Origin of the sequence: Streptomyces aurantiacus JA 4570, from assembly GCF_000414115.1 — a bacterium.
In the GTDB taxonomy this organism is placed as follows: domain Bacteria; phylum Actinomycetota; class Actinomycetes; order Streptomycetales; family Streptomycetaceae; genus Streptomyces; species Streptomyces aurantiacus_A.
In genome coordinates this window covers 1-22,516 of the sequence record NZ_AOPZ01000561.1, presented here as the reverse complement: position 1 = coordinate 22,516, position 22,516 = coordinate 1, and the positions used below count along the sequence as shown (strand labels likewise).

The following is a 22,516-nucleotide window of genomic DNA, read 5'->3' as shown; positions in this document are numbered from 1 at the left end:
AGGGCCGCCCGGACCTGGCGGGCGCGCTGACGCTCGGCCTGGCCCTGGTGGCGCTGCTCGCCGCGCTCACGCTGGGCCGCGACGGCTGGCTGCGCGCGCCCGTCGGCGCGCTGCTCCTGCTCGCCGTGGCCCTGGGCGCGCTGCTCCTGCTCGCCGTGGCCCTGACCGCCGCCTTCGCGTACGTGGAGCACCGCACGGCCACGCCCATGCTCGACCTCGGCCTGCTGCGCCGCCCGCCCTTCCTCGCGGCGACCGCGGGCGGCCTGTTCACCGGCTTCTCCGTCATCGGGCTCTTCAGCTACCTGCCGACGATCCTGCAGCGGGCCAACGGCGTGTCCGCGATGGACGCGGCCTGGCTGTTCGCGTTCTGGTCCGGGATATCCCTGGTGGTCGCGCTGCAGGCCAGGCGCCTCGCGGGCCGGATCTCCGCGCGCCACCAACTGGCCGTCGGATTCGCCCTGCACGCCGTCGCGCTCCTGACGATGCTCGGCGCGGTGGCGGCGGACTCCCTGCCGCGCCTCCTGCCCGGCCTGCTCATCTCGGGCGTGGGCAGCGGCCTGCTGAACGCGGCCCTGCCGCTGCTCGCGGTCGAGTCCGTGCCGGCCGACCGGGCCGCGATGGGCTCCGGCGCCAACAACACGGCGCGCTACATCGGTTCGGCGGCGGGCGTGGCCCTGATGATCGCGGTGTCCACGGCCTCGGGCTCGGCGCGGGACGACCTCGTGGCCGGCGCCGACGCGACGCTGCTGGTGGCGGCGGGCCTCGCCGTGCTCGCGGCGGTCAGCGTCGTCCTGCTGAGGGAGCGGCGCCCGACCCCGCGCTGACGCCGCCGTCCTCGACGGCCCCGCCGGCCCCGCTGTCCCCGATGGACTCGATGGGGTCCCGCGCGAGCACGTCCGCGTCCGGCCGGCCGTCCCGGTCGGCCGGCCCCCCGTACGAAACGGCGAGCGCCACCGCCAGATTGGCGGCGAGCGCGAGGATTCCCGCGTTCACCCCGAACACCGGGTCGTGCCCGGTGAAGACCAGCCCGCACACGATCGCCACGCCCACCACAAGACCGCTCACGGCCCCCGCCAGGCTCAGCTTCCGCCAGACCAGGCCGAGCAGCAGCATCGGCACGAGCTGCGCCATCCCCTCGTACGAGATGAGGGAGAGCCGTACGAGGGTGTTGGGCGCGGCGTACGTCATGACGAGCGCGAGGGCACCGGCGATGACGACCACGCCCTGCGAAGCGCGCTTCTGCCGGGCGGGCGCCTGCCACCGGGGCAGCAGCGACACCACACTGCTGCCCCACATCGTGCCGATGACCAGCATGAACACGGCCATCGGCACGATGGACGACAGCGCGGCGGCGACCCCGACGACCCCCACCACCCACGCGGGCAGCGAGTCCACGACCAGCTTGAACAGTGCCAGGTTCGACCCGGCGCCGGTCAGCCCCGGCACCACGAACAGGGCGGCCATGCCGAGCAGCATCGGGACGAACAGCAGGATGTTGTACGCGGGCAGCAGGACGGCGTTGCGACGCAGGCCGTCGGCGCTGCGGGCGCCGAGGTACCCGGCGACGGTCGTCGGGAAGATGCAGACGGTGAGCGCGTTGAGGAACGTGGTCGTCGCGAACCAGGCCCCGCCGTACGGGCTGTCGCCGTGCCCCGGCAGCGTCAGCCACTCCCCCTTCTCCCGCACGACTCGGTCGAGGAAGTCCCCGTACCCGTCGAAGTAGTGCAGCGGCACATAGATCACGAGGAACGCGAGCGTGCCGATGACGAGTACGTCCTTCAGCACCGACACCCAGGCGCTGCCGCGCAGCCCGCTGACCACCACGAACCCCGTGGTGACGGCGAAGCCGATGAAATAGGCCCAGTTGAGGCTGATGGCGCCGTACGAGATCGTCGAGACGACGACGCCCATCCCCGTGATCTGCAACTGGATGTACGGCAGCAGGAAGACGGTCACCATGACCGCCACCGCGGCACCGAGCCAGGGCCGGTCGTAACGGTGGGCCACCATGTCGGTGATGCCGACCAGGCCGTGGCGGCGGGCGTACGCCCAGAGCATGGGCCCGACGACGTAGCCGACGGCGTATCCGCACGACATGTAGGCGACGACGTACAGGACGGGCGCGCCGTAGTTGTACCCCCAGCCCGCGGCGCCCAGATAGCTGAAGCTGGTGTAGCCCTCGCCCGCCATCAGCACCCAGATGAGCACGGTGCCGAGGGAGCGCCCGCCGACGGACCACTCGGCGAGCGCGCCCTTCGGGGAGCGCTCGCCGTCGCCGGTTCTCCGCCCTCGTACGGCGAGCAGGCCGAGGCCGACGGTGGCGACCATGAAGACGGCGAAGATGGTGGTCGCGACGGCGGCGTCGGCGTTCATGAGGCCCGCCGCTTCATGTTCTTGTCCCCTCGGTGGGCGAGCCACACGGCGACGGGTGTGAGGAGCGTGGCCGCGAGCAGCCACGCGAACAGGAAGGGCAGCCCGAGGACGAGGGGCCGTACGCGATTGACGAAGGGCAACGCCCCCACGTACAGCACGAAGGGCACGAGGAGCCACAGGAGGTGGGGGCGGCGCTTGATCAGCTTGATCACGGAGCAGCAGCCTAGCCGGGGCGGTCAGCGGGGCCGCATGGACGTCAGCTTCCCCCACACCACGAGGCGGTACTTGGAGGTGTACTCGGGGGTGCAGGTGGTGAGGGTGATGTAGTACCCGGGTTCGTCGTACCCGTGGCCCGGCCGGACCGCGCTGCGCGGCACGGGCGCGATGACGCCGCCGTCGCGCGGGGAGGTCCGGGCGAGGGTCTTGTCGACGGTGTACGTGTAGACGGCGCCGCGGGTCCCGACGGTGAGCCGGTCGCCGGGGCGCAGCCGGTTGATGTACCGGAACGGCTCGCCGTGCGTGTTCCGGTGCCCGGCCAGCGCGAAGTTGCCGGAACGGCCCGGCTGGGCGGTGCGGGGGTAGTGGCCGACGTACCCCTTGTCGAGCACCCCGCCCTTGCCGACGCCTTCGGCGATGGGGGCGCGGAGGCCGAGGCGGGGGATGCGGAGGACTGCGTAGGCGTGGTCGGGGGTGGGGCGGGGTTGGCGGCCGGGGTCGGCTGGGGCGGGGCCATCGCCCGGGTTCGGGGCGCGTCGGGGCCGCGGTGCGCCGGTGTCACCGCGGCCCACGCCGCTGTCGCCGACGGCACCGTCCCCTCCGCCACCGGAAGCACCACGATCGCCCGCCCACTCCCGCTCCAGACTGTCGACCTTCTCCTCCGCCGCGGCGCGGGCCTGGCGGTTGGTCCACCAGAGCTGGTGGACGACGAGGAGGAGCAGGACGAGGCCGAGGGTGAGGACGGCTTCGGCGGCGTACCAGAGGGCGCGGGCGAGGGGGCGCCGCCGGGCGGGTGGCCGCCGGTGCACGACAACGGGGACCCGCGTCCGGACGGGACGCACCACGGGACCACCTCACCTCCTGGCCGGGAGCCGCAAGGTACTGGCCGGGAGCCGCAAGATAGGGCCAGAGCCCTCAACTGACCAGACCCGTGATGACGCCGGTGATCCAGAGCCGTGATGACGGCGGTGACTACGCCCGTGATGACGCCGGTGACGACGCCGGTGACGACACCGGTGATCACGCCGCACACGCGAGCCGCACCCCATACTCCCCACCCGGGGAACGGCAGTACGGTGTCATCCATGCGCCCCGACACGCCTGCCGACCACGTCGACCACATCGCCGAAGCGGAGCGCCTGGAGCGCACCGCGGGCCTCTACCCGGAGGACGCGGAACACCTGCTGCTGCAGGCCGCGGCCCACCTGGAGCTGGCCGACGCCCGCGACCGCGCGACGACGCTCTACGACCGCCTGATCTCACCCTCCGCCGCGCACCCGCCGGAGAACCCGACCCTGATCCGCGCCCTGAAGGCGGCGAACCTCTGGGAGTACGGCCACGAGGCGGAGGCAAGGGCGATCATCGAGGGCGTCCGCGGCACGGCACCGACGGACGCGGCACCGTGGGTGATCGTGGCGGAGTCCCTGGAGGCCCACGACGAGCTGGACCAGGCGCACGAGACGTTCACGGAGGGGTTGGGGAGGCTGCTGCCGGCGGGCGAGGCCACCGCTCCCGGGGCCCCGGACGGCGAACCCCCGTACCCCACCCACCCCCTCCTCTTCGGCCGCCACCGCGTACGCCGCCTCCTCGGCGAGGCCCACGACGCGTGGGACGCACTCGCGGACCGGGTCCACCGCTCGCGCGCGGCGGCGGCGGGCCGCACGCCGGTCCCCCTGGACGAACTTCACGACCCGAAGCGGATCTGGGCCCTCGGTTCGGAGAACCCGGACGAACTCCGAGCCGAAATCGCCCGCATCCAGGCGGAGTTGGGCTCGTACCGGGAGGCCCTGTCCCGCCCCTTCCCGGTGGCGGTCCTCCACTGGCCGTCCACAGAACTCACCGAACTCCTCACGGCGTACCCGTCCCTCTCGGCCGAATACCCGTCCCACGAGGCCCACTTGGCGACCATAGAGTCCTCCCTGAGGGAACTCGCCGCCTCCGGCACCCCCAACTTGGGCATCGTGACGGGAACGGTCCCGTCCTACGAGGCTTTCGCCGCCTCGGAGGGTGCCTCGCCGGGCGACCCGTCCTTGCTCCCGCAGTACGCGACGACGCTGGCTGCGCGGGGGCGGGCGGAGGGGTGGCCGCCTGGACCGGGGGACGGGTGTTGGTGCGGGTCGGGGCTGGCGTACGCCGAGTGCCACGGCGGCGACAGCACCGCCTGATGACGGTCAGGCGTTCTCAGCGGACGTCCCGGTGGACGTCGACCTGGTCGCTTGGCTTGCGACGGCCCCGGCGTATCCGAGGCGGGTCTATGGGAGCACGAGCAGCTGGATGACGTCGCTGAGGCAGTCGGCCGCGCACGACACGACAGCGTCTCTCAGCCATAAGCAGCGGCATCGACGCCATCTCGATTCACGGGACTTGTGCCCCGTTGTCCGGCCTTTGCACTACGGTCAAAATCGCTTCGTTGACCTCCATGGCTGCGATACCCACCACGGCCATGTCCCGTATATGACCGAGGATGTTCATGCGCAGCAGCACACTCACCGGCTCAGGCTTCACCCCGTTCCCCCACCAGAAGGACATGCTGGAGCGATTGGAAGTCGAGCGCGCAGTCCGTGGCCGCCGCCACAACCTTCTCGTTGCCGCGACAGGGACGGGCAAGACGGTGATGGCTGCGCTCGACTACCAGCAGTTGTCGCGCAAGGCCCGCCGCAGGCTACGGCTTCTCTTCGTCGCGCATCGCAAGGAGATCCTGGAGCAGTCGCGGGATACCTACCGACGCGTCTTGGGTGACGCGACCTTCGGCGAGTCGTTCCACAGCGGCGAACTTCCCCAGGAGCGGCAACACGTCTTCGCAAGCGTGCAGTCGCTCAACTCTCGTGCGCTGGAGCGGTACTCGCCTGACCACTTCGACGTCATCGTCATCGACGAGTTCCATCACGGTACGTCCCCTACGTACCGGAAAATACTTGACCACTTCGCACCCACGGAGCTCCTCGCGCTCACCGCGACACCTGAGCGCATGGACGGGAAGAACATCCAAGATGAGTTCTTCGACGGACACATCACGGCGGAGATGCGCCTATGGGAGGCCCTGGAGAACGAACTACTCAGCCCCTTCAGGTACTTCGGGATAAGCGACACCACCGACTTGAAAGCAGTGGCGTGGAAACGGGGAGCGTACGATTCAGCAGCGCTCAGCAATGTTTTCACCGGAAACCATGCGCGCGCCCGACTCGTCATGAAGGCCGTGCGCGAGAAGGTCAAGGACCCGAGATCCATGCGCGCGCTCGGGTTCTGCGTGTCCATCTCGCACGCCCACTTCATGGCCGAGCAGTTCACCAAAGAGGGAATTGCCGCCGTCGCCCTCTCCGGCGAAAATCACCGCGATGAGCGCAAGCAGGCCCTCAAGGATCTAGAACACGGAAACCTCCAAATAATCTTCTCCGTCGACCTGTTCAACGAGGGACTCGACATCCCTGACATTGATACGCTGCTCCTCCTCCGCCCCACCGAGAGCGCCACGCTCTTCCTGCAACAGCTTGGCCGAGGTCTGCGTCGAACGCCGGACAAGGACGTACTCACCGTCCTCGACTTCATCGGCCAGCACCGTAAGGAATTTCGCTTCGAGAATCAGTTCCGAGCGCTGACGAACCTCACGAGGAAGCGTCTGCTGAACAGCCTTGAGCAGGGGTTTCCCATGCTGCCGTCTCGCTGCGAGATCATTCTGGAGCCCAAGGCCAAGCAGACCATCATCGGGAACATCAAGGAACAGCTCAACGTCAACGCCACTGCTCTCGCCCGCGAGGTTTCCACATACGCCGAGATGCGACTCTCCACTTACTTGGAAGAGAGCGGTCGGGAAATCAAGGAGGTCTATCGCGGCGGCAACGGTAACTCGTGGACCAGGCTCCTGCGTCGCGCCAACCTCCTCACCGATGCCGCGCCTCACGGCGAGTTGGACCTACTGAAGCGCATCGCTTCGTTCCTTCATGTCGATGACAAGGAACGCATCGAGGCATACCAGCGACTCCTGGCTGACGACGCCCCCATGTACGACGCCTTGCCCCCGCGAGAGCAGGCATACGCCCGAATGCTCTTCTTCAACTTCTGGGACAAGGCTGGCGGGTACTCAAGCTACCAGGAGGGGCTATCCTCACTCCTCAAGCACAAGCCCGTCCGCGAAGAACTCCGCCAGGTCCTTGACCACTGCCTCGCCCTTGCGGATCATTTCCCGCTCTCATTGAAGGGTCCGCACCGTGACGTCCCCTTGAAGGTGCACAGCTCGTACAACCGATCCGAAATTCTCGCTGCCCTCGGCGTAGCACGCCTCGGCGGCCAGATGCCAGGCTCCTTCGCCCAAGGGGTAGTTGAGGTGAAGGACATCAACACGGATGCCCTGCTCATCACCTTGGAGAAGGACGAGAAAGAATTCTCGCCCACCACCCGGTATCGGGACTACGCCATGAGCCCGACCCAGTTCCGCTGGGACTCCCAGAACGCGACCGACGAAAACTCCACCACGGGGCTTCGCTACCGCGAGCACGCTCAGCGCGGAAGTCACATCTTGCTCTTCGTCCGCCGCTACAAGAACACTGACATCGGCGGCGCCGAGCCATGGATGCTCTTGGGGCCCGCGCGCTACGTTGCCCATGAGGGCAGCAAGCCCATGGCGATTACTTGGGAGCTTGAGCACGAGATGCCAGCGGACGTGTGGACGTACTCGTCGATCCCATCGAGCTGACCAGTCACACTCAACGATGACGTCTCCCCCTCACTCCAGCCTCACGGCCCCAGCCTCCGCCTCGAAGTGCATTTGCGCCCGATCCAGCGCATCGTCAGGGTCGCAGCCATGCACACGGAGCCAATGGAGGAGGTCGGCAATCAGGTCGATCGCCGCCTCCTCTGCCTGGGCTACGGGCAGGCGCCCCTGACCACTCATCCGCGCAGGGGGGACGCTGCCATACAGAGAGATGCACTGCTCAGCGCGCTCCATCTGCGGGCTATCACTGTGGCCGTCCGGAACGACGAGGTCCGTCGCCAACTCGCACCACACCACCTTGGAGTCCCCGCAAAGAATGACGCCCCACCGATGGTCGGTGAAGGCGTCAATGAGTGCCATTCCACGCCCTGATTCCATCCCGCATTGCGCATCCAGCAGGATGGGAAGGGCGCGAGTGTCGGGGTCGCGCATCTCGATACGTACGTACGTCCCGCTCATCGAAACCGCGAGTGTGACAGGCGTGCCGATGCCGACGTGGTTGATGACGTTCGACATCAGTTCCGAGACGCACATTTGGGCAGCCTCGATGACTTCCGGCAAGCCCCACAGGGCCAAGTGAAGCCTCAATGCCTTTCTCAGCAGCACTGCTTCGTGTGGCTCCGCGGAGGCGGACAGCTCCCAGGGCTTTCGCTCCGCACAATCACCCGCGTCGATCATCGTCGCCTACCTCCTGCGCGCACCACGTCGTGCACTGCGTGACCATCCATCACTCTTAGTGAAAGAATCGCAGCGGATATCCCGTCATGCAATGTGCACGAAGGGATTCCCCCGATCAGGTGATTGGCGATCCTCGCCACTTCCGATGGGATGTAACTTCCGCTACACGAGCAGGAGTTGACATGGCAGGCTCCCCCACCGCACGACGTCGCCGCTTGGCAATCGAGCTCAAGAAGCTCCGCGAGGAGAACGGCCTCACCTGTAGCCAGGTGGGCAAGGAGCTGGACTGGAGCAGCTCCAAGGTCAACCGCATGGAGACGGGACAAGGCCGCGTCCAGCCCTCAGACGTCGAAGCTCTGTGCCGCTTCTACGACACCTCCGACGACCTACGCGATCTCCTTAAGTCCCTGGCCAAGGAGTCAAAGACGAAGGGGTGGTGGCACGCCCACGGGGACGCCGTCCCCTCCTGGTTCTCCGTCTACGTAGGCCTAGAGCAGGCGGCATCGAGCCTGCGGAGCTATCAGAGCGAGTTCGTCCCAGGTCTGCTCCAGACACCCGCGTACGCATCGGAACTGAGTCGCGCCTGGGTCGATCACACACCCGAAGACGTACAGCGCATGGTCGACGTCCGGATGCGACGACAGGAACTGCTGCTGGGCGAGAGTGCACCGGATCTGTGGGTCGTCGTGCACCAGAGCGCGCTCATGCACGTCATCGGAGACCGTCAGGTCATGGCCGGCCAACTCGAACGTATGCTGGAAATTGCCGAGTTGAGGAACGTGACGGTTCAGGTCCTGCCGTTCGATGCGGGCGCCTACCCCACCACGGGATCGTTCACGGTCCTTGGCTTCCCCCAGCAAGAGGACCCAGACGTGGTGTATCGGGAAGGGCTGACAGACTCCGTCTATCTCGAACACCCTCAGGACGTAGACCTTTACGCGAAGGCGTTTGACCACCTCAGGGCGCTGGCCCTGAGTCCGCAACGATCAGCCCTGCTGATCAAGAGAACTCTGGAGGATCACTCCCGATGACGCTGCCCTCGACTACGCGGTGGCGCAAGAGTAGTTACAGCAACGGCATGGGCGGGGAGTGTGTTGAGGTTGCCTTGGCCCTTGGCGACATAGCCGTGCGGGACTCCAAGGCCCTACCGGGGCCCTGGATCACTGTTGGCGCCAGCGCCTGGGAATGCTTCGTGGGTGCCGTCCGAGAGGGAAGCCCCGCCAGAGGCGGGACAAACTAGCGAGAGTCACGGTTCCTAAACGACGGGTTGATTGGGGTCGCGAAGTACCTCACCCGCTCGGTCAAGGAACTGTGTACGCATGTCAGTCACGTGCTCGCTCCTCTCCACCCAGTCCCGCCATCGGGCCTCAGATTCCGCCGCCCCCTGGCCCGTACCTTGCTCTGCCAACTTCAGCGCTTGCGCCGCATCAGCCGTCGCCGCCCTAAGCACCTGAGCCAAGACCACTACGGCTTCCGGCCCCCAGAGGGCGAGTTGGCTCGTACACGACTGCATGGTGGAGACCTGGCCTCGAAATGCGTCGCGTTCAGCGGCGGGGAACACCTCACCTCGGCGTATGGCAACGGCCGCCCGCTTCAGCGTGTCCTCGGCTGCTGAGTGAGCGTCGAGCAGCTTGGCGCATGCCTGCTGTCGCTGCTCCTTAACCCACTGCTGATGCCCAGTCGCTGCTTGCCGATCCACTTGGGCCAGCGCTGCTTCCACGCCCTTTTCACCACCAATGCGTGCACCGCGCACGCTAGCGAACGCACCTACGGCTGCTCCGCCCACCGCACCGGCCACCCCGACGATTGCGGCAACTATCGCCGCCATGCCTCCATCCATGCGGCCATCATCCCGCAACGTTCTCCCGCTCCACGTTCGACCGTCAAAGAGTCCTCGGTACGTCGGGCGAGTTGAGGTGCTACGTGTCAACGCCGCCAACTAGCCTGTGCACATGTCAACCGTTGCTCCCTCCTTCCAACCTGGCGACATCCTCACGCGAGCAGACATCCGAAAGGAGTTGGGAGGAAGCCCGCAGGGCGGCATCTGCCCATCCGTGGAGAAGAAGACGGTGGTCCTCTACTCCGACATCAAGTCGGGGGAGCAGTACGGCTACCACGACGGATGGCGTCGAGAAGAGGATCGACTGGGTCCCATATTCGAGTACACCGGAGCTGGAACTGAGGGCGATCAGACGTTCGCTGGGGCCACCGGTACGGGCAACGCGGCGATACTCCAGCATGTCCTTGACGACCGCACCCTCCACGTGTTTATCGGGCATGGGAAAGTCCCTGGCACAGGCATCAGGACACATCGCTACATTGGGGCGTTCGAGGTGGACCGCGAACGCCCCTATGTCATAAGGCGGGCCCGCGACAAGTCCCAGCAGGACCGCGACGTCATCGTCTTTCGACTGCGTCCACTCGGCACGTACCAGCGAACCGAGAGCGACGTGATCCCGCCGGTGACCCAGACCAGGGTCAACTTTGTTCAGTCTGGAACCAGACGTCGCCCAGAGGCTCCAGCCCGCGTCCAGCAAGCATGGGCACATGACCGCTCGGCAGCACCTGCAATCTACCGGCGCGAGCAAATAGCAGCCGAGTTTGGCGACATACTCACCAACCGCCAACACCGCGTCGGTCGGCTGGAAGTACAGGTCAGGGGCGTGGAGGAGGCGATGGAAGCCACTCTCTTCGACGAGAGCGAACGCACCATCTATGAGCCAGCAGACAGCAACTCGCGGCAAGCGCTGAGGGATGCCCTGATGCAACTCATGGATCTCAGAATGCACTTGAGTAGGATCGAGAACGGCATGCCGATCCGCTGCATGGTGCTGGCGCCTGGGGTACCCAGCGAGGATACGCGCCAACTACTGACGGAGTACGGCGTAGGCATTGTCTACCGTAACGCCAACGGTGACTTCAGCGAGCTGCCTAGCGACGGACAGAACCCTCCGGCGGACGGAGTCCCGAGCGCTTTTCCTTGCGCCAACTGCCCAACGCGTTCGATCTAGCTCAGCAGTTCCGAATTCTTCCCTCTGGAGCGATATCGCCAGAATTCGCTTTTCCGGGGAAAATGATCGAGGCGCCCCTGCGGAGAGCCCTCGATCGGTCGCGGCGTAGCCTCAGATGCGATCGCACTCACGACGGAGGTTGTTGACGCCATGGCCCGTACACCCCGCATCCCCAGCGCCCCTCTCGCAGCCGCCGGGCTTGTCGGCGGGTACGCCACCGCCCGCCTCACCAAGAAGCGCCCCCTAGGCGGAGCCGTGCTCGCCGCAGTCGGGGTCGCCGCCGCGCGGCAGTGGCGGCAGCAGGCCGGGGCGAAGACCGCCGCCGCGCTCAGCGCCGCGTACGTCGCCGGGTTCGCCGGATCGCACCCGCTGGCCAAGAAGGTCGGCGCCTGGCCCGCCGTGCTGGGCGTCGCGGGGAGCGTCGCGCTCGCCTCCTGGGTGGTTGTCGACCGGCACCGCTGACCGTCGACGGCCCCGCGCACCGATCGGGTGCACGGGGCCGCGCTTCCCCCAGGGCCTCAGCCGGTCAGCTTCCCCGGCCCCGGGGCCTCAGCCGGTCAGCTTCCCCAGGACCTCAGCCAGTCGTCGGCTTCCCCGGGGTATCGGGCGGCGCCGGGAAGCCGGGCGCCAAGACGCCTGGTCGGCAGACCGTCACGCCGACTCGAACATCCACTTCTGGTTCCGCTCCCCGATCCACTCCTCCAGGTTGAGCTGCGAGCCCCTCCTGTCCGACGGGAGGGTGATGACCCCGTTGGCGTAGACGAAGGCGATGCGGAACAGGTTGTCGCCGACCGGCTCGATCGACCACTGGAGCGGGACGGCCTGCCCCGCGATCAGGGGCGGGTAGATGCGGACGTCGGCCTGCGAGATGTACGAATCACCCGCGGCGCTCTTGATGACGTACTGGTTCACGCCGTTGGTGGTCGTGATGCGCCACTTCTGGTTGGTGCCCTTGTGCAGGTCCCAGCCGATGATCGGCGTGTTCGGAGAGGTGGAGCCGCCGCTGAGGTCCACGTACAGGTCCTCGAACGCCGCGTTCTTGATCCAGTATTCGCCGTCCGGAATGATCGGAGCCATGCGTCAACCTCCGTACGAGAGAGGGGCGGTGCCCAAGCGGGCGGACCTCAACGTAGGCGGCGTCCGCGCGTCACGTAACGGGCTCTTCCGGTCGTAGAGCGGGCGTTTGGGACGGCCTGGTCGCGGTGGTGCATGGCCAGTTGTTCGGCCAGAGGTGCGCACGGAGGTGTGCGGGGGCGGCGGGCCGTCCCACCTCGCCGGGGCCGGGACTTTTCCTGGTACGGGAGGGCCATGCGGGTGGAGGGGCGCCGCGGGGACGGCAGGGGCGCCGGGCCCGGCGCCGTCAACTGCCCCGATCCGTACGCCCCGTACGTACCCCGGCGGCCACGCCTCCGCCCCACCCGGCGGCCGACCCTAGGCCCCCGCCCCGTCCCCCCTGAACTGCCGCGCGAACCCGGCCACAGCCAGCACCACGCCACCCCCCGCCAGCACGAAGACCGCCCACGCCACCGGCCACAGCGAAGCGTCCTGTTCCGCGTGCGTGGCGAAGGAGGCGAAGAGGAGCGCGGCGGGCGGGACGGCCACCACCGGGAGCGTCCAGCGCAGGCGGTCGCGGAAACCGAAGTAGGCGGCGAGCGCCAGCACGGTGATCACCACGAGCGCGATGCCCGTGTCCGACGCCGGCGAGGTCTCGTTGATCGCGCCCGGCGTCTCGGGACGGTTGCGCAGGTCCCAGGGCAGGAAGAGCAGGTACGCGGCGGCAGCCAGGCCCGCGCCGAGCAGCCGCGTCGCCCAGCGCTCGGCGGGCGGTCGGCCGCGCAGCGGGCTCAGCGCGCTCCGCAGCGGGTTCGATGCGTTCAGCCGTGGGCTCAGTGCGTTCATGTGTACGACGATCGCCTTCCCGGGTGCGGTCAGGCATGAGTACGCGTACTCAATCGCCGCGGCCGTCGCTCCCGGAAGGGCGAGGGGCGGCGGCCCCTCACCCCCGCCCCCTGAACGTCGCCCGATAGGCCCCCGGCGACACCCCCACCCCCGCCTGGAAGTGCGCCCGCAGCGACGCCCCCGTGCCGAAGCCGCACTCCGCCGCGACGCGGTCGACCGTGTGGTCGGTCTCCTCCAGGAGCTGGCGGGCGCGGTCCACGCGGCGCTGGGTGAGCCACTGGACCGGGGTCAGGCCCGTCTCGTCGCGGAAGCGGCGGCTGAAGGTGCGTACGCTCATCGACGCGCGCGCGGCGAGCTCGGCCAGCGTCAGGGGCTCGCCGAGGCGGGTCAGGGCCCACGCCCGGGCCGCGCCCGTCGACGTCGACTCGGGCTCGGCGACCGGGCGTTGGATGTACTGGGCCTGGCCGCCCTCCCGATGCGGCGGCACCACCGTGCGGCGCGCCACGGCCGCCGCGACCGCCGCCCCGTGGTCCCGGCGGATCAGGTGCAGACACAGGTCCACCCCGGCCGCCTCGCCCGCCGAGGTCAGGACGGCGCCCTCGTCGACGTACAGCACATCCGGATCGACCGTGACGGCGGGGAACGCGCGCGCGAAGAGGTCCGCCGACAGCCAGTGCGTCGTCGCCCGCCGCCCGTCCAGCAGGCCCGCCGCGGCCAGGACGAACGCGCCCGTGCAGATCGACGCGACCCGGCGCGCCGACGAGGCCAGGGCCACGGCCTCGGCCAGCCGGGGCGGCAGCTCCCCGGGGCGCAGCGACTCGTCCTCGCGGTGCGAGGCGGGCACGATCACGGTGTCCGCGGCGGCCAGGATCTCGATGCCGTGCGGCGCGCGGATCGGGAAGTCGGCGTCCGTGTCGACCATGCCGGGGCGCAACGCGCAGGTCAGGGGCGTGTAGAGCGGGGCGCCCGCGGCGTCGCGCGCGCTGCCGAACAGCTGGTGGACCAGGCCGAGTTCCATCGGCAGGACCCCGTCCCGCACGAGGACGGCGACGGTGCGCCGCCCCGTCTCCGGTTGCCCGGGCTTCCGTGTGGCCATGGCCAGATACTTGCACATCATGGCCATCTGGCCACTCGCCGCGATCAGCCCACTCGGCGGACGCTCGGTTCATGAGTACGTCGCCGAGCAGTACGTCCAGTACGTCGCTGAGCAAGCCACCCGCGGGCAAGTCCTCGACCCCGAGAAGGCCACGCCTCCCCCTCACCCCCTGGACCGTCGCCGCAGCCGCCGCCCTCGCCATCGTCACCGCCGGGACCTTCACCACCCTCGCGGGGCTCCTCGTCGGGCCGCTGCACGCCGAACTGGGCTGGTCGCGCGGCGCGATCGGGGTGGGCAGCGCGGTGAACATGGTCGTGTACGGGGCCACCGCGCCGTTCGCCGCCGCGCTCATGGACCGGTTCGGCATGCGGTACGTGACGACGGGCGCCCTCGGCCTCGTCGGCGCGGGGGCCGTGCTCACCGCCACCGCGATGACGGCGGCCTGGCAATTCGCGCTCTACTGGGGCGTGTTGGTGGGACTGGGCACCGGCGCCTCGGCGATGGCCTTCGCGGCCACCGTCACCGAGCGGTGGTTCGTGGCGCGGCGGGGCCTGGTCACGGGGCTGCTCACGGCGGCGAGCGTGGTGGGGCAGTTCGTGTTCCTGCCGGTGCTCTCGGAGGTCGTGGGGCGGTACGGGTGGCGGGCGGCCGCGCTCACGCTCGCGGGCGCGGCCGTGCTCACCGCACCGCTGATGTGGCTGACACTGCGCGACCACCCGGCCGAGGTGGGGCAACGCCCGTACGGAGCAACGGAGTTCGTGCCCCGACCCACCCCCGTCGCGGGGGCGGGCCGCCGCGCCGTACGCGTCCTGTTCCGCGCCGCCCGCACCGGCCCCTTCTGGCTGCTCGCCGCGACGTTCGCGATCTGCGGGGCCTCGACGAACGGCGTGATGTGGACGCACTTCGCGCCCGCCGCGCACGACCACGGCATGCCGATGACGGCCGCCGCCTCGCTGCTCGCGCTGATCGGGATCTTCAACGTGGCGGGCACGGTGGCCTCCGGCTGGCTCACCGACCGCCGGGACGCGCGGCGGCTCCTGGCCGCGTACTTCGCCGTGCGCGGCCTCGCGCTGCTCGCGCTGCCGCTGCTGCTCACCGCGACCGTGCAGCCGCCGCTGGTCGCCTTCGTGATCGTCTTCGGGCTCCTGGACGTGGCCACGGTGCCGCCGACGATCGCGCTGTGCCGCGCCCACTTCGGCCACGACGCCGCCATCGTGTTCGGCTGGGTCAACTCCGCGCACCAGGTCGGCGCGGGCGCCGTCGCGTTCCTCGGCGGCGCGGCCCGGGACGCGTTCGGGTCGTACGACCTGGTGTGGGTGGGGACGGCGGCGCTGTGCGCGACGGCGGCGCTGCTGTCGCTGGCAACGCCCGGCCATCGACCCGCAGGGGTTGGCTAACCCCCGAGCGCCCGCGACACCGTATAGATCACCACCCCCGCCAACGACCCCACCACCGTGCCGTTGATGCGGATGAACTGCAGGTCGCGGCCGATGTGGGCCTCGATTTTCTTCGAGGTGTGTTCGGCGTCCCAGCCGGCGACGGTGTCCGTGATGAGGGACGTGATCTCGTTGCGGTACGTCGTCACGACGTACACCGCGGCGCCCTCGACCCAGCCGTCGACCTTGTTCTGGAGGCGGGCGTCGGTGGACATGCGGGTGCCGAGGGAGAGGAGGGCGGCGCGGACGCGGAGGCGGAGTTCGCTGCGTTCGTCCTCGGCGGCGGCCACGATCATCTGGCGGACCGCGGACCAGGCGGAGGCGATCAGGTCCTGGACCTCGCCGCGGGCGAGCACCTCGCGCTTGAGGTGCTCGACGCGGGCGCGGGTGTCCGTGTCGGACTGGAGGTCGGAGGCGAAGTCGGTGAGGAAGCGGTCGAGGGCGCCGCGGGCGGGGTGCTGCGGCATGTCCCGCATCTCGGTGACGAAGCGGAGGAGTTCTTTGTAGACGCGCTCGCCGACTTTTTTGTCCACGAAGCGTGGCGTCCAGCCGGGGGCGCCGCCCTGCACAGCGACCATCACCGAGTCCCCGTGCGTCACCAGCCAGTCGTGGGCGCGCACGCACACCAGGTCCACGACGCGCCTGTGGCCGCCGTCCGCGACGACCTTCTCCAGCATCTTGCCGATGCCGGGCGCGATCTCCTGGGCGTCGGCGCGGCGCGTGATCGCCTCGCCGACGACCGCCTGCACGTCCGAGTCGCGCAGCACGGTGAGGGCGCCGCGCAGCGCGGTGGCCAGCTCGGCGGTCACGCGGTCGGCGTGCTCCGGTTCGGCCAGCCAGGTGCCGAGGCGGCTGCCGATGCCGACGGCGCGCAGCCGCTGGCGTACGACGGTTTGAGAGAGGAAGTTCTCCCCTACGAAGTCGCCCAAGGACGCGCCGAGCTGGTCCTTCTTCTTCGGGATGATCGCCGTGTGCGGGATGGGGATGCCCAGCGGGTGGCGGAACAGCGCCGTCACCGCGAACCAGTCGGCGAGCGCGCCGACCATGCCCGCCTCGGCCGCCGCCGCGACATAGCCGGCCCAGGCGCCGGCGCCCGAGTTCTGCGCCCACTTCGCGAGCACGTACACGACCGCGACGAAGAGCAGCAGGCCCGTCGCGGTCAGCTTCATCCGGCGGACGCCGCGCTGCTTCTCCGCGTCGGCCTCGCTGAAGCCGCCGGGCCCGACCGGACCGCCGCCCGCGCTTGGGGGACGGCCGGCGCGGGCATGCTGTTCCCTGCCCGTCCCGGCCGATTCCTCCGTGTTCGTACGTTCCATCCCTGGCGCCCTGTCTTCGCGTCGCTGTCCGTGCCGTTCGTACGCATCCCTCGTACGCCTACGTATCCCCCGTACGCATTGTCCTTCCAGCCGTCCTTTAGTCCGACTCCCGGAACGAACCACAAGTTCCCGGCGTCTGAGTGAGCGGAGGGGGGCACTGTCGGCTCTCTCGCGGCCCATGACGCATCATGGGGTATTCACACCGGAGCCTCGGGCTCCCCCTGCCCGAGGAGACACAGCCCGCATGACCAAGCGTCACGGTTATGCACTGCTGGCCGCCGTACTCGCGGTCATAGTGGTCGTTTCGGCCGCCATATACATCGGCGTCACGGGCGCCGACGACGACTCGAAGGACCAGCTCAGCGCCAGTCCGCGCGGTCCCCGCAACTCCGCGGCCCCGGCCTCGGCGGGCACCTGGGTCGGCACCTGGTCCGCCTCCCCGGCGGGGGCGGAGCCCGGCACCGGGGCGCACGGCATGGCGGGCCGTTCGGTACGCAACGTGGTGCACACCAGCGTCGGCGGCGAGAGCGTCCGCATCACCCTGTCGAACCTGTACGGCACGCAGCCGCTCACCGTCACGCACGCCTCCGTCGCCGTGGCCGCCGCCTCGAACAACCCGGCCGCGGCCGTCGACACGCTGCGCCGCCTCACCTTCCGCGGCGACACGTCGGTCGTGATCCCGCCGGGTCAGCAGATCGTCAGCGACGCCGCCCGGCTGCGCGTGCCGCACGACGCGGACCTGCTGGTCACGACGTTCACCCCGGCCGCGTCCGGTCCGGTGACGTACCACCCGCACGCCCGGCAGATCTCGTACGTCGCCGACGGCGACCACACCGAGGACCCGAGCGGCTCCGCGTACCACGAGCAGAGCCCCTACTGGCGCTATCTGTCCGCCGTCGACGTGCTCAGCAGCGAGAGCGACGGCACCGTCGTCGTCATCGGTGACTCCATCACCGACGGCATCTCCTCCACCATGGGCGCCAACCGCCGCTGGACCGACGTCCTCGCCGACCGGCTGCGCGAGGACTCCGGCGCGCCGCGCTACAGCGTCGTGAACCAGGGCATCAGCGGCAACCGTGTCCTGTCGGACGGGAGGCCCGGCCTGCGGGGCGGGCCCGGCGCCAACCCGAGCGGGCTCTCCCGCTTCGACCGTGACGTGCTCGGCCGCACCGGCGTCAAGGCCGTCGTCATCGCCCTCGGCATCAACGACATCCTGCGCAACCAGGAGACCGACGCGCGGCGCATCGCCGACGGGCTGCGGGAGCTGACCCGGCAGGCGCATGCCCGCGGGCTGCGGGTGGTCGGGGCGACGCTCATGCCCTTCGGCGGGCACCGGGGGTACACGCCCGCCCTGGAGCGCGTGCGGCAGGACGTCAACGCGGAGATCCGCTCCGGGAAGGTCTTCGACGAGGTCGTCGACTTCGACAAGGCGCTGCGCGATCCGTACGATCCCCGCGCCCTGCTCGACCGGTACGACTCCGGGGACCACCTGCACCCCAGCGACGCCGGGTTCCGCCGGATGGCGGAGACGTTCAACTTGTCCGACCTGAAGGGCACGTCGGCGGCGGAGCTGTGAGGTTCTGTCCCTGCCGGGGGCTTCCCCAGCCCCGCCCCTTCCCGAAACCGGGGGCTTCGCCCCCGGACCCCGGCGGGATTGGGGAGCTCCCAGCCGGGCCTACCCCAGTCGTCGCCGCCCCGCCCGCCGCCGCTTCCGCTCCACGCCCACCCCGCCCATGAGGGCGAACCCGGTGACGGTGACCCGGGGCGAGCCGGGCGTGCCCGCCCCCGTGGCGTCGTCCCCGAAGCCGCCCATGAGCCCGAACCCCTTGACGGTGACGTTCAGTTCGGGCGGCACGGTGACCTGGATGCCGCCCATGAGCGCGAAGCACCGGATGACGACGTCCCGGTCCGCGAACCGCGCCTCGCGCAGATCGATCTCCCCGCCGCCCCACATCGCGAACGACGTGAACAGCCGCCCGATCGTCCACCCGCCCTTGCGGGCGAACCCGCCCCAGATCGCGACGGCGCCGCTGGACGAGGGCTCGCCGCCGACGATCCGCTCGTGCCAGTCGATCTCACCGAGGTCCTCGTCCCCGGCGCGCTTGACCATGGACACCTTGGGCCCGGGCGGCACGGCGGAGGGCAGGTCCCGGGTGAGGGGCGCCAGCTCGCCGTACGTACGGGCCCGGTACGCCGCGTCGAGGCGCTCGCCGAACTCCTCCATGTCGAGCCGCCCCTCGGCCAGCGCCTCGCGCAGCACCTCGGCGACCCGTTCGCGGTCGGCGTCGGAGGCCCGCAGCTCGGCGTGGCTCAGCTCGGCGGAATCCGGCCGGACGGCGGGCAGCTTGTCCGGCGGTGGCGTGGGCTCGGCGTCCGTCATGGCCGCAGCCTACGAGGTCGCCCGGTCGGCGTACATCTTGGCGATCACGGCCTCGATGTCGGGCTCGCGCACGGACAGGTCGACGAGCGGATAGCGGGCCGCGATCGCGGCCACCAGCGGCGCGGCCGACGCGGCGGCCGGGAACGCCAGCCACTGCCGGGGCCCCTCGACCTTCACGACGCGCGCCGACTCGACCTCCAGGGGCGGCAGTTCGCGTTCCAGGTCGACGACGAGGGTGCGCTCGCTCTCGCCCACCTCGTGCAGCCCGGCCAGCGGGCCGTCGTACATCAGGCGCCCGTGGTCGATGACCATCACGCGCTTGCACAGCTGCTCGATGTCGGTGAGGTCGTGCGTGGTGAGGAGGACTGTCGTGCCCGACTCGGCGTTCAGGTCGCGCAGGAAGCCGCGTACCTTCGCCTTGCTGACCACGTCGAGGCCGATCGTCGGCTCGTCCAGGTACAGCACCTCCGGGTCGTGCAGGAGCGCCGCCGCGATGTCACCGCGCATCCGCTGGCCGAGCGAGAGCTGGCGGACGGGGACGTCCAACAGCTCGCCCAGGTCGAGGAGTTGGACACAGCGGTCGAGGTTCTCGGCGTACCGCCGGTCGGGGATGCGGTACATGCGGTGCATCAGGCGGTACGAGTCGATGAGCGGCAGGTCCCACCACAGGGTGGTGCGCTGGCCGAAGACGACGCCGATGCGGCGGGCCAGCCGGGTGCGCTCGCGCGCCGGGTCGATGCCCGCGACCCTGAGGCGGCCGCCGCTGGGCGTGAGGATGCCGGTGAGCATCTTGATCGTGGTCGACTTGCCGGCGCCGTTCGGGCCGATGTAGCCGACCATCTCGCCGCGCGGCACCCGGAAGGTGATCCCGTCGACGGCCCGCACCTGGTGCCGCTCGCAGCGCAGGAAGCCGGTCTTCTTGCGTACGTCGAAGACCTTCTCGATGCCGTCGAGGGCGATGAAGTCGGGGTCCGGGGCGGGGACCCGGGCGGGGTCGGGGTCCAGGGCGGTGTCCATGGCGCATCAGCTCCCTGTGCTGCGGTACGAGCGGAGTCCCGCGCGCCACGCGAGGCCCGCGAGCGCGCAGCACGCGACGGCCACCAGCGGCGGCGTGAAGGCGGCCCACGAGGGCAGGCCGAGCGGGTAGGGGCGGCCCAGCACGTACAGGCCGGGCAGCCAGTTCACGAAGGCGATGGGCACCAGGAACGTGGCGCCGCGCACCAGGTCCTTGCCGAAGACGGACGGCGGGTACTGCAGGAGCGTGTTGCCGCCGTAGGTGAAGGCGTTCTGCACCTCGGAGGCGTCCTGCGCGAGGAACTGGAAGGCCCCGCCCGCGACGAAGACGGCCATGAAGATGGCCGCGCCGCTGACCAGCATCAGCGGGATCAGCAGGACCTTCAGCGGCGTCCAGGTCAGGTCGAGCGCGACGAGGGCGTAGCCGAGGATCAGCGCGCCCTGCGTCACCCGCCCCAGCCTGCGCAGCGCGAACCGGTCGGCCGCGACCTGCGCGAGCACCGGCGCGGGCCGCACCAGGAGGGTGTCCAGGGTGCCGTCGCGCACCCGTCTGCCGAGCCGGTCCATCGAGCCGATGGCGAGGTCGGCGAGCCCGAAGGCGGTGGCCGCGGCGCCGTACAGGAAGGCGACCTCGGGAAGGCGGTAGCCGCCGAGCGCGTCGACCTGGGAGAACATCAGCAGGATCGCGGCGAAGTCGAGGGCGGTCGCCGCGAAGTTGCCGAGGGCCGTCATGGCGAAGGACGCGCGGTAGGCCATGGTCGAGCGGATCCACATCGCGCTGATCATGCGGTAGGCGCGCAGGCCGTCCCGCGCCCGGGCGAGCGGCCGGTCGGGAGCGCCGTCGGCCAGGCCGCGCGGCCCCGCGCGGCCCCCGGTCCGCCCGGTCGGCGCGGGCCCCTCCTGGTCGTGCCGCAGCAGCTCAGCCACCCTGCACCACCACCCTGCGGGTCGCCACGGCCTGCAGCAGCCGCCCGGCCGTGAGCAGCACGACGGCCCAGCCTGCCTGGAACGCGTACGTCGCGAGCAGGTCCGCGCCCCGGTGCTTGCCGAGGAACACGTCGGCCGGCACCTGGATCAGCGCGGACCAGGGCAGCGCCCGGGCGATCTCGCCGAGGGCGCCGGGGAAGACGTTCAGGGGCAGCAGCATCCCGGAGAAGAACAGGCTCGCCAGCCAGGCGATCTGCGCCACACCCGCGCCGTCGAGCAGCCAGAAGGCGCTGAGCGCCACCAGGAAGCGCAGCGCGAAGCTGACCACCACCCCGAGCAGCACGGCGACCGTCGCGGCCAGCCACGTCAACACGTCACCCGGAAGAGCCAGTTGGAAGCAGAGGCCGCCGAACGCCATCGGGGCCACGCCGCGCGCGAGGAGCTGGAACACCGCCCGGCCCAGGTCGCCCGCCAGCCACCACGCCTGAAGATCGGCGGGGCGGTACAGATCGATGGCGACGTCGCCGGTGCGGATGCGTGCCATCAGCTCGTCCTCGAAGCCGCCGCCCATCACCGCGACGGTCGTCAGGAGGGCCTGCCCGAGCCACACGTACGTGAGAGCCTGCGCCTGGTCGTATCCTCCAAGTCCAGGCTTCTCGTCCCACAGGGCAATATAGGTGTAGGTCAGGATCACTCCGAAGACGGTGTTGGTGAACACACCCGCCACGGTCGCGATCCGGTACGTAGCGAATCGCCGGAAGCTGCCTGCGGCGACGGCCGCGTACAGGCGGAACCGTCCTGTTCCCACGAACATCCCCTTCAGAGAGCCTCGTCCCGTGCCAGGCCACCGCGCCCGGTCCGAGTTCGGACCGAAGCGCAGGAGCCTAGTGCGGGCGGGGCCGCCCGTGCCAGGCAATTTCGCCGCACGGTGCGTGCCTGGTCAGTGAGGCACGCGGTGACAGTGTGCAATGGGTCGTACGAGGCCTACTGGATGTACGAGGCGTACGAGATGTACGACGCGAACCGGGAGTTCCGCGAGACATGAGCAGCGACGAGCCACAGCGGCAGCCGGGCGACGGGCAGGAGGAGCCCGCCGCCCGGCGCGGGGATTCCGCCGCGCGGCAGGACGGGCCCGCCGGCGAGCCGGACGAGCGGACCTCCCGGCCCGGGCCGAGTGATCCTGCTTCCGGCGGCGACGCCCGTACGGCCGGGGCGTCCGGGGCATCCGGGGCATCCCGCACGTCCGGTGCGTCCGGTGCGTCCGGTGCGTCCGGTGCGTCCCGGTGCGTCCGGTGCGTCCGGTGCGTCCGGCAAGGACAGTGCTGCGGCCGGGCAGGACGGCCCGGCGGCCCCCGAGCCCGGGCAGAGCGGTCGCCCAGTGGCCCCCGAGCCCGGGCAGAGCGGCCCTCCGGCGCCGAAGGACGGCCCCTCCACCCAGCAGCTCCGCCCGATCGGGCGGCCC

At 70.1% G+C, this 22,516-nt stretch carries 21 protein-coding genes and 2 pseudogenes; 11 read left to right on the top strand and 12 right to left on the bottom strand.

Annotated features, from left to right (window positions below; all coding sequences use genetic code 11):
- On the top strand, nt 1-824 hold an 824-nt coding region (locus tag STRAU_RS38535), incomplete at its 5' end, for an MFS transporter (RefSeq protein ID WP_037664725.1).
- Here the strand turns inward: STRAU_RS38535 and STRAU_RS38530 are convergent.
- The 3 genes from STRAU_RS38530 to STRAU_RS38520 are packed head-to-tail and all read right to left on the bottom strand — an operon-like array spanning nt 781 to nt 3,431.
- Entirely contained in the window at nt 781-2,373 is a 1,593-nt protein-coding gene (locus STRAU_RS38530; protein WP_016645809.1) for a sodium:solute symporter family protein, read from the bottom strand. The genes STRAU_RS38535 and STRAU_RS38530 overlap by 44 nt on opposite strands.
- The gene (locus tag STRAU_RS38525; protein ID WP_016645808.1) at nt 2,370-2,585 is read right to left on the bottom strand and encodes a DUF3311 domain-containing protein; all 216 of its coding nucleotides are present in this window, start codon (nt 2,583-2,585) and stop codon (nt 2,370-2,372) included. The genes STRAU_RS38530 and STRAU_RS38525 overlap by 4 nt, the downstream gene beginning before the upstream one ends.
- Nucleotides 2,586-2,609: 24 nt before the next feature.
- Nucleotides 2,610-3,431 carry a class E sortase gene (locus STRAU_RS38520; protein ID WP_106968183.1) on the bottom strand — a complete coding sequence of 274 codons (822 nt, stop codon included), beginning with the start codon at nt 3,429-3,431 and terminating at the stop codon, nt 2,610-2,612.
- Between the two features lie 243 nt (nt 3,432-3,674).
- Here STRAU_RS38520 and STRAU_RS38515 point away from each other — a divergent pair, with 243 nt between their 5' ends.
- Nucleotides 3,675-4,754 (top strand): SEC-C domain-containing protein, encoded by a 1,080-nt coding sequence (locus STRAU_RS38515; RefSeq protein ID WP_016645806.1) that lies wholly within the window; start codon nt 3,675-3,677, stop codon nt 4,752-4,754.
- Nucleotides 4,755-5,062: 308 nt separating this feature from the next.
- Nucleotides 5,063-7,279 (top strand): annotated as a pseudogene (locus STRAU_RS38510) (DUF3427 domain-containing protein); the annotation flags it as partial.
- Between the two features lie 30 nt (nt 7,280-7,309).
- On the opposite strand, the gene STRAU_RS38505 reads toward STRAU_RS38510, so the two are convergent.
- Nucleotides 7,310-7,975: an ATP-binding protein gene (locus STRAU_RS38505; protein ID WP_037664723.1), complete on the bottom strand. Its 666-nt coding sequence runs from the start codon at nt 7,973-7,975 to the stop codon at nt 7,310-7,312.
- Nucleotides 7,976-8,157: 182 nt separating this feature from the next.
- Here STRAU_RS38505 and STRAU_RS38500 point away from each other — a divergent pair, with 182 nt between their 5' ends.
- The 5 genes from STRAU_RS38500 to STRAU_RS38490 all read left to right on the top strand — a co-directional run bounded on the left by STRAU_RS38500 (nt 8,158) and on the right by STRAU_RS38490 (nt 11,448).
- Nucleotides 8,158-9,006 carry a helix-turn-helix domain-containing protein gene (locus tag STRAU_RS38500; RefSeq protein WP_037664722.1) on the top strand — a complete coding sequence of 283 codons (849 nt, stop codon included), beginning with the start codon at nt 8,158-8,160 and terminating at the stop codon, nt 9,004-9,006.
- Nucleotides 9,003-9,215 (top strand): DUF397 domain-containing protein, encoded by a 213-nt coding sequence (locus STRAU_RS41155; RefSeq protein WP_078621756.1) that lies wholly within the window; start codon nt 9,003-9,005, stop codon nt 9,213-9,215. The genes STRAU_RS38500 and STRAU_RS41155 overlap by 4 nt, the downstream gene beginning before the upstream one ends.
- A 375-nt stretch (nt 9,216-9,590) precedes the next feature.
- Entirely contained in the window at nt 9,591-9,890 is a 300-nt protein-coding gene (locus STRAU_RS42745; protein ID WP_158692216.1) for a hypothetical protein, read from the top strand.
- Between the two features lie 37 nt (nt 9,891-9,927).
- On the top strand, nt 9,928-10,986 hold the full coding sequence (locus tag STRAU_RS38495; protein WP_158692215.1) for an SRA domain-containing endonuclease: 1,059 nt from the start codon (nt 9,928-9,930) through the stop codon (nt 10,984-10,986).
- Between the two features lie 150 nt (nt 10,987-11,136).
- Complete coding sequence (locus STRAU_RS38490) at nt 11,137-11,448, top strand: hypothetical protein (protein ID WP_037664720.1); 312 nt, start codon at nt 11,137-11,139, stop codon at nt 11,446-11,448.
- 189 nt (nt 11,449-11,637) lie between these two features.
- Here the strand turns inward: STRAU_RS38490 and STRAU_RS38485 are convergent, their stop codons facing one another.
- The 3 genes from STRAU_RS38485 to STRAU_RS38475 form a co-directional block, all read right to left on the bottom strand.
- Nucleotides 11,638-12,063, bottom strand: coding sequence for an RICIN domain-containing protein (locus tag STRAU_RS38485; protein ID WP_016645802.1), 426 nt, complete (start codon nt 12,061-12,063; stop codon nt 11,638-11,640).
- A gap of 354 nt (nt 12,064-12,417) precedes the next feature.
- Nucleotides 12,418-12,885, bottom strand: a complete 468-nt coding sequence (locus STRAU_RS38480) for a hypothetical protein (RefSeq protein ID WP_016645801.1) — start codon at nt 12,883-12,885, stop codon at nt 12,418-12,420.
- A 97-nt stretch (nt 12,886-12,982) separates the two neighbouring features.
- Nucleotides 12,983-13,981 carry a GlxA family transcriptional regulator gene (locus STRAU_RS38475; RefSeq protein WP_037664729.1) on the bottom strand — a complete coding sequence of 333 codons (999 nt, stop codon included), beginning with the start codon at nt 13,979-13,981 and terminating at the stop codon, nt 12,983-12,985.
- Nucleotides 13,982-14,052: 71 nt separating this feature from the next.
- Between STRAU_RS38475 and STRAU_RS38470 the strand changes: the two genes are divergently transcribed.
- Nucleotides 14,053-15,378, top strand: coding sequence for an MFS transporter (locus STRAU_RS38470; protein WP_016645799.1), 1,326 nt, complete (start codon nt 14,053-14,055; stop codon nt 15,376-15,378).
- Here the strand turns inward: STRAU_RS38470 and STRAU_RS38465 are convergent.
- Nucleotides 15,375-16,733 carry a DUF445 domain-containing protein gene (locus STRAU_RS38465; protein WP_016645797.1) on the bottom strand — a complete coding sequence of 453 codons (1,359 nt, stop codon included), beginning with the start codon at nt 16,731-16,733 and terminating at the stop codon, nt 15,375-15,377. The two genes, STRAU_RS38470 and STRAU_RS38465, sit on opposite strands and share 4 nt — an antisense overlap.
- Nucleotides 16,734-16,977: 244 nt before the next feature.
- Here STRAU_RS38465 and STRAU_RS38460 point away from each other — a divergent pair, with 244 nt between their 5' ends.
- Nucleotides 16,978-18,309: an SGNH/GDSL hydrolase family protein gene (locus tag STRAU_RS38460; RefSeq protein WP_016645796.1), complete on the top strand. Its 1,332-nt coding sequence runs from the start codon at nt 16,978-16,980 to the stop codon at nt 18,307-18,309.
- A 99-nt stretch (nt 18,310-18,408) separates the two neighbouring features.
- Here STRAU_RS38460 and STRAU_RS38455 read toward each other — a convergent pair whose 3' ends face one another.
- Genes STRAU_RS38455 through STRAU_RS38440 form a run of 4 tightly spaced genes read right to left on the bottom strand, consistent with a single transcriptional unit; the run spans nt 18,409 to nt 21,868 of the window.
- Nucleotides 18,409-19,113, bottom strand: a complete 705-nt coding sequence (locus STRAU_RS38455; RefSeq protein WP_016645795.1) for a DUF1707 domain-containing protein — start codon at nt 19,111-19,113, stop codon at nt 18,409-18,411.
- Nucleotides 19,114-19,122: 9 nt separating this feature from the next.
- Entirely contained in the window at nt 19,123-20,130 is a 1,008-nt protein-coding gene (locus STRAU_RS38450; protein WP_016645794.1) for an ABC transporter ATP-binding protein, read from the bottom strand.
- 6 nt (nt 20,131-20,136) lie between these two features.
- The gene (locus STRAU_RS38445; protein WP_016645793.1) at nt 20,137-21,054 is read right to left on the bottom strand and encodes an ABC transporter permease; all 918 of its coding nucleotides are present in this window, start codon (nt 21,052-21,054) and stop codon (nt 20,137-20,139) included.
- On the bottom strand, nt 21,047-21,868 hold the full coding sequence (locus tag STRAU_RS38440; RefSeq protein ID WP_016645792.1) for an ABC transporter permease: 822 nt from the start codon (nt 21,866-21,868) through the stop codon (nt 21,047-21,049). The genes STRAU_RS38445 and STRAU_RS38440 overlap by 8 nt, the downstream gene beginning before the upstream one ends.
- 459 nt (nt 21,869-22,327) lie before the next feature.
- Here STRAU_RS38440 and STRAU_RS43280 point away from each other — a divergent pair.
- A pseudogene (locus STRAU_RS43280) lies at nt 22,328-22,516 on the top strand (hypothetical protein); the annotation flags it as partial.